Annotated in this window: 6 protein-coding genes; 2 read left to right on the top strand and 4 right to left on the bottom strand. The window is 58.7% G+C overall.

Features of this window, described 5'->3' with window-relative positions; genetic code table 11:
- A partial coding sequence (locus B4U49_RS01740; RefSeq protein ID WP_143735469.1) for an aldehyde dehydrogenase family protein occupies window positions 1–467 on the bottom strand: 467 nt, incomplete at its 3' end.
- 101 nt (window positions 468–568) lie between these two features.
- On the bottom strand, window positions 569–2,194 hold the full coding sequence (locus tag B4U49_RS01735) for a 5-guanidino-2-oxopentanoate decarboxylase (RefSeq protein WP_078082862.1): 1,626 nt from the start codon (window positions 2,192–2,194) through the stop codon (window positions 569–571).
- A gap of 269 nt (window positions 2,195–2,463) precedes the next feature.
- Between B4U49_RS01735 and pdxH the strand changes: the two genes are divergently transcribed.
- A complete protein-coding gene (pdxH, locus tag B4U49_RS01730) occupies window positions 2,464–3,102 on the top strand; it encodes a pyridoxamine 5'-phosphate oxidase (protein WP_078082861.1) in 639 nt (212 codons plus the stop codon).
- Between the two features lie 90 nt (window positions 3,103–3,192).
- Here the strand turns inward: pdxH and B4U49_RS01725 are convergent, their stop codons facing one another.
- Window positions 3,193–4,314 (bottom strand): acyl-CoA dehydrogenase family protein, encoded by a 1,122-nt coding sequence (locus B4U49_RS01725; protein WP_078082860.1) that lies wholly within the window; start codon window positions 4,312–4,314, stop codon window positions 3,193–3,195.
- A gap of 15 nt (window positions 4,315–4,329) precedes the next feature.
- Window positions 4,330–5,529, bottom strand: a complete 1,200-nt coding sequence (locus B4U49_RS01720; protein ID WP_078082859.1) for an acyl-CoA dehydrogenase family protein — start codon at window positions 5,527–5,529, stop codon at window positions 4,330–4,332.
- A gap of 647 nt (window positions 5,530–6,176) precedes the next feature.
- Here B4U49_RS01720 and B4U49_RS01715 point away from each other — a divergent pair.
- Window positions 6,177–6,682: TonB-dependent receptor plug domain-containing protein (locus B4U49_RS01715; RefSeq protein ID WP_143735468.1), on the top strand; the 506-nt coding region annotated here is incomplete at its 3' end.

The raw sequence follows: 6,682 nt of genomic DNA, 5'->3' as shown, positions 1-6,682 counted from the left end.
TGGTGCAGGGGGTAGTTCCAGGGGGTGATAAACCCGCACACGCCTACCGGTTCTTTCAGCACCACGGAGTGGCCGGCTTTTTCGGTTTCTTCCATCAGCGCGGCGCGGTCGGCGTAGTAGCGCATGGCGTAGATGGGGCCGTCGATATGCAGCCACTCGGTAATATGTGGCGGGCAGCCCAGAGCCTGGGATACCGCGTCGATTAGGTCCTGCTTGCGGGCTTCCATGCCGTCGGCGATAGCGTGTATCAGGGCCTGGCGTTTGGCGGCGCGGCTGTGGCGCCATTCCTTGAAAGCGGCTTTGGCGGCGACCACCGCATCGTCCACATCCTCAAGCGTGCCCTGGATCACCTCGCACAGGGTTTCTTCGGTGGCGGGGTTGATAACGGGGTGCAGGCTACCCCCCTTGGAATCGCGCCACTCGCCGTTGATGTAGAGCTGTTTCGTGTTGAGTTTTGATACGTCCATTGCGTCGGTTTCCGATATTAAATTATGACTGAACAGATAACGCAGTAAGCAGCGCGTCGGCTCATTGAATGCGTTTTATTGCGATGCCCTGATTCCCGCCTTCAGGGCGCGGTGATCTCGATCAGTGTTGGGCCTTTGCGCGCAAAGGCCTCTGACACTGCCCCACTCAATTGTTCTGGCCGATCAATGCGACAGCCTTCGGCCCCGAACGCGCGGGCTAGGGTGACAAAATCCGGTGCGTGCAGATTGACCCCTTCCTGTTCAACAGCGGCCTCATCCATAAAGTCGCGGATTTCACCGTAGCCACTGTTGTTCCATACCAGTATTGGCAGTGACAGCCTCTGCTCTACTGCTGCTGCCAGTTCGCCGAGAGTGAACATGATGCCGCCGTCGCCAATCAGTCCGATTACCGGGCGCGGGCTGGCCAGGGCTGCGCCGATGGCGGCAGGCAGTGCGAAACCCAGCGTGCCGTAGCCGGTGGTGCAGGTGATGTGGCTGCGTGCCTGGTACAGGGGCAGGGCGTGGTTGGTGTTGTAGGCCAGCTGCGTGGAATCGGTTACCAGAATGCCGTCTGCAGGCAGCGCATCGCGCAGGGCCTGTACCCAGGGTAAGCGCTCCTCGGATCCCGGCCACCATTCGCTGCGACATGTGTGTAGCAGGGATTCCACTTCTGCCGCGGCCGACTGTCGGCGGGGTTCCCCGCTATCGGTGGCCGCATCAGAGAGACTCGCGAGGGTGATGCCCGCATCCGCGCAGATAGCGAGGTCCGGCTGTGCATTGCACACCAGTTGCGCGGGGTCGATATCCACCCGGATCAGTTTGCCGCGGAACCGGTAGTTTTCACGTACCAGATTGCGGTCGGTTTCGGCCAGCTCGGTGCCGACGGCGAGGACGACATCGGCAGACTCGATGCGCTCGCGCACACAGGCAAAGCTCAGGTTGGCGCCGCCGCACAGGGGGTGGCGTTCATCAACGATGCCTTTGGCCGCAAGGGATTCGAATACCGGCGCTGCCAGTTTTTCTGCCAACGCAGTGGCCGCTTTGCCGCAGTGCTGGGCGCCACCGCCGAGCAGGATCACCGGCTTTTCGGCAGAGCTGAGCCATTCGGCTGCGGTGCCGACCGTATCGCTGTCGGTACCCGGCAGGTTCGGTGCCGGGGCGGCGCGGTAATCTGTGAGCCGCCCGGGCATGGGCGCGGGAAACAGGTCGATGGGGATTTCGATATGTACCGGGCCCGGGCGACCGCCGCGCATCAGCTGGAACGCGCGCGCCAGCACTTCCGGCAGTTGCTGTGCACTGGTTAGTGCGTGCTGCCAGATGCAGAAACCACGGCTCACGTCCTGCTGGCGGGGCAGTTCGTGCAGGCGACCGCGGCCCATGCCGAGGTCTTCGCGACGGTTGACAGCACTGATCACCAGCATGGGAATGGAGTCTGAATAGGCCTGCGCCATGGCCGTCGCGGCATTGGTTACCCCTGGGCCGGTAATCAAGAAGCAAACCCCCGGGTTGCCGCTGGCGCGCGCATATCCATCCGCCATAAACGCCGCGCCCTGTTCGTGGCGTGGCGTGATATGGGTCAAGCCACTACCGGGCAGGCCCCGGTACAGTTCGATGGTGTGCACGCCGGGAATACCGAATACGGTATCGACGTCGTACTGGCGCAGCAGGTGCATCAGTACCTGGGCGCAAGAGGGGTTTTGTGGATCTTGATGTTCAGCCGTGTGCATGGACGATACCCCGACTCTCTTGTGGGTTTTTATCAGTTGGATGATCAGGTTTTCGATCAGATTTGCGCCGGAGCCTAGCGGGCCAACATGCACCCTGCAAGCGTCCGCAGACTCTGCGTTTCCGCCGGGGAATACGCCGGATAATTGAGTGTAGTCACAGCCTGTGACGGGGAAAATTGCGCAAATTGGGATTTGGCACACAACTGCGTAAACTTGCGGGCAGACTTTTCAGAATCAGCCAATGAACCAGTGGTAAGGATATGACAGCGATGGAAATTGATCAGTGGCGACGGGATTACCTGCGCGGCGGGCTGCAGCGAAGCGATCTGGCGGAGGATCCCATCAGCCAGTTTCGCGCCTGGCTAGAAGAGGTGGTGAAGGCCGATATTTCCGACCCGAGCGCAGTGTGCCTGAGTACCGCAGACGCGAGCGGCCAGCCTTCTCAGCGCATTGTCTTGTTGAAGGGATTCGGTGAGCACGGCTTTGTTTTCTATACCAACCTGAAAAGCCAGAAGGCCTGGGATATTACCGCTAACCCCAAAGTGTCGCTGCTGTTTCCCTGGCACTTTCTCGAGCGCCAGGTGATCGTGCGCGGTACCGCCGAGCAGTTGAGCGACGCGGAAGCGGATGCATATTTCAGCAGCCGTCCGCGCGACAGCCAGATTGCCGCCTGGGCATCACACCAGAGTGATGCCATTGTTTCGCGAAAGTTGCTAGAGGAGAACTTTGAGGCCTGTCGCCAGAGATTCGAGGGCCAGGATGTACCGCGGCCCGAATTTTGGGGTGGCTACCGGGTGGAGCCCCATGCGGTGGAGTTCTGGCAGGGGCGCGCGTCGCGCTTGCACGACAGGTTTGTGTATCGGGCGTTGGATAATGGCGAGTGGCAGATCGAGCGGTTGAGCCCCTGAGGCGTGTTCCGTTTGGACCTTTGCCGATCAAAAAAAGGCGGCCCCTCAGGGAGCCGCCTTTTTTGGTAGGCCACAAATGGCTGATGGCGCTCAGGCGCTGATAAACCGCTGGGTGTGAAAGTCTGTACTGCCAAACAGATACTGGATCGCGGTGAGGCGTTTGAACAGGTGTGCCACATCCAGCTCGTCAGTTACCCCGATCCCCCCGTGTATCTGTACCGCTTCCTGCCCCACATGACGGGCGGCTTTACCGATACGGCTCTTGGCCGCGGATACCGCCTTTGGCGCAACCCCGTTGCCGGCATCCAGCTCCATGGCTGCCATCATCAGGATAGAGCGCGCCTGCTGACATTCGATAAACATCTCCGCCATGCGGTGTTGCAGGGCCTGGAAGCTGGAGATGCTGACACCGAACTGCTTGCGGGTTTTGGTGTACTCCACGGTTTTTTTCAGCGCACTTTCCATGGCGCCAACCGCCTCGGCACAGATGGCAAAGGTGGCCCGATCGATAATCTTTTCAATGACGGGCAGCGCCTGCCCCTCGGTACCCAGCAGATTGGCGCGCGGAACCCGGACCTGGTCAAAATAGACCTCGGCCGCATTGTGGCCGTCTACCGTCTTGTAGTTGTTGCGGGTTATACCCGGTGTTCCCGCGTCAACCAGTAGCAGGCTGACGCCACCTTCTTCGGCAGCACCTGTGTGGGCCGATACCACCAGGGTATCCGCGGCGGCGCCATTCAATACCACCGTTTTGTGGCCGCTCAGGATCAGGTCATCGCCGTCGGCTTTTGCGGTAGTGGCCAGACGGGCTAGATCAAAGCGACCTTGGGATTCTGCAAAGGCAAACGCCAGTTGCAGATTGCCTTCCATCAGCGGTGTTAGCCAGTCGCTTTTCTGGGGCTCGCTGCCCGTCTCCGCAATCAAGCCACCGGCGAGAATCGCGCTGGCAAGCAGCGGCTCAACCACCATGCCTTTGCCAAATTCCTCCATCACCACCATGAGGTCGACGGCCGAGCCGCCGAGGCCGCCCTCGTCTTCGGAGAAGGGCACCAGCAGCCAGCCCAGCTCGGCGAACGTCTGCCAGTACTCGCGGTTGAAAGGTTCGTTACTCGTTACCGTTTTCTGCCGGATATCAAACGCATAGTCCTGTCGGATAAAACGGGTGACGCTGTCGCGCAGTAGTTGTTGTTCTTCGCTAAATGAAAAGTCCATATCCGCGTCCTCCGATTACAGGCCCAGCACGGCCTTGCAGATGATGTTTTTCTGGATCTCGTTACTCCCGCCGTAGATGGATGATTTGCGGTTGTTGAAGTAACGCAGCCAGCTGTTGATGGCGCTATCGCTGCCGACCCGATCACCGTCGAAGTCGTCCTCCAGCTGCCACGGAGCATAGGGCAACCCGCTGTATGCGGCGATCTCTGCATGTAGCTCGTCGATGGCCTGGGCCAGTTCGGTCCCTTTGATTTTCAGAATCGAGGACTCCGGGCCCGGTGCCTGCCCGGTGCGGATCGCGTCCAGGGTGCGCAGCTCGGTATATTCGAGCGCCAGCAGTTCAATTTCTATCTCGGCAAATTTGTGGGCGAATATCGGATTGTCGATCAACGCCATACTGCCATCGGGGGTGGCGCTGGCGAGTTCGCGGGCGCGCTGTAGCTGGCAACGGGACTGGGCAACTCGTGCAATGTTGGTGCGCTCGTGGGTGAGCAAGACCTTGGCGTAGGTCCAGCCTTTGCCTTCTTCGCCGATACGGTTTTCTACCGGCACACGGACGTTGTCGAAGTGCACTTCATTGACTTCCCGGTAGCCGTCCAGGGTGAGGATCGGAGACAGGCTGATACCCGGTGTGCGCATATCGATCAGCAGAAAGCTGATCGCGGTCTGGTTTTTCTCCTGGGGGCTGCCGGTGCGCACCAGACAGAAGATCCAGTCCGCGTACTGCGCCAGGGTGGTCCAGGTTTTGGTGCCGTTGACCACATAGTGGTCACCGTCGCGGTGTGCCGTAGTTTTCAGGGAGGCGAGGTCTGAGCCGGCATTGGGTTCTGAATACCCTTGGCACCACCAAACGTTGCTGGCCAGGATGTCTGGCAGGAAGCGTTGCTGCTGCTCTGTACTGCCGAAGGTGAAAATGACCGGCGCTACCATTTTCATGCCAAATGGTATGACCTCCGGCGCACCTGCCAGGGCGCATTCGGTCTCGAAGATGTTTTTCTGGGTTGCGGTCCAGCCGGTTCCACCATGCTCTACGGGCCAGTTCACTGCGGCCCAGCCCTGCTTGTGCAGTATTTTCTGCCAGCGAACGCAGTCGTCTTTTTCCAGATGCATGCCCAGCAGCGTCTTTCTCTGGATATCCTGCGGTAGTTTGTCCTTGAGGAACTGTCGCACTTCGCTGCGAAATGTCTGTTCTTCCGGCGTGTACTCATTGTTCACGTTCGGTATACCCCTGTAACTATTTATCTTGATAGGGGCACAGATTGACGTTGCCGCAGGATGCGTGCCACTACCGCTGGGGTAATGGAAGTCGGGTGTATTGCCGGGGAATATTCAGGTCAGGCAGTGAAGCCGGCCCTGCACCGGACCAAGCAAGGCGGTGCCCCAGGCATTACCGGTGAGGTTATGGCGCATGGGGATATCCCGGCACACACTCGGTACTGTCAGCAGGCTATTGGTGAAACGGATACCTGATATTTGTTCGCCTAATTTGGTACGGCTTGCGAAGTGTTACCGTTGGGATCAATTTGGTCGGAGTCCGCTACTGAACCGGTGGTTTGGAGAAGTAAGGGAACGATTTCTGACGTGACTCCGGCGTGACGGTGCAGTCATTTTTTTTGGGTTATTTCTGTGACTCGTATTTCAGGTCGACAGGAATAAGTAGAATGAATTACTCAAAAAAATAAACTTTTGTAACGGAAAAACCTCTTGTAGTCTTCTCCTGTCAGCCCCGGCACAGGGGCGGCAGAAGACAGCGCGGTTGCTGGCCGGGTCACCTGAGGGTGTGGTGACAAAGTGGTACCGGTCGCGGTAGTTCTGTTGCTGAAAAATACATAAAAATAACTCGGTGCAATGGAGAGAAAATAATGGGAAGCCAATCTGATGCTTTCAATAATCATCAATTTACCCTGAAAACAGTAAACAGCAGAGGCAAGAACCTGGTTCTGGCTTCGGCCTGTTCATTCGCGGCCATGTCCTTGGCCTGCGGTGTGGGTTCGGCCCACGCGGCAGAAAATTCCATCAATACCCTGCTGGAAGAAGTAGAAGTCGTCGCGCGGAAACGCGGGGACGCAGAGCGTCTGCAGGACGTACCGGTTGCCGCGACCGCATACTCCGGCGACCAGCTTGAAGCGTTGCAGACCCGCGACCTCGAGAGCCTCGCCTTCAAAATGCCCAACGTGCAGATGGACGATGCGGGCACCATTAAAAGTACCGCCAACTTTACCGTACGCGGTCTCGGGGTAAACAGTTCCATTCCCTCCATTGACCCCACCGTAGGTGTGTTTGTCGACGGTATGTATATGGGCATCAACGCGGGCGTGATCCTGGACCTGTTCGACCTGGAAGGGATCGAAGTACTGCGCGGCCCCCA

Source organism: Microbulbifer mangrovi, assembly GCF_002009015.1.
Lineage (GTDB): Bacteria > Pseudomonadota > Gammaproteobacteria > Pseudomonadales > Cellvibrionaceae > Microbulbifer > Microbulbifer mangrovi.
This window is presented reverse-complemented; position numbering and strand designations above follow the sequence as displayed.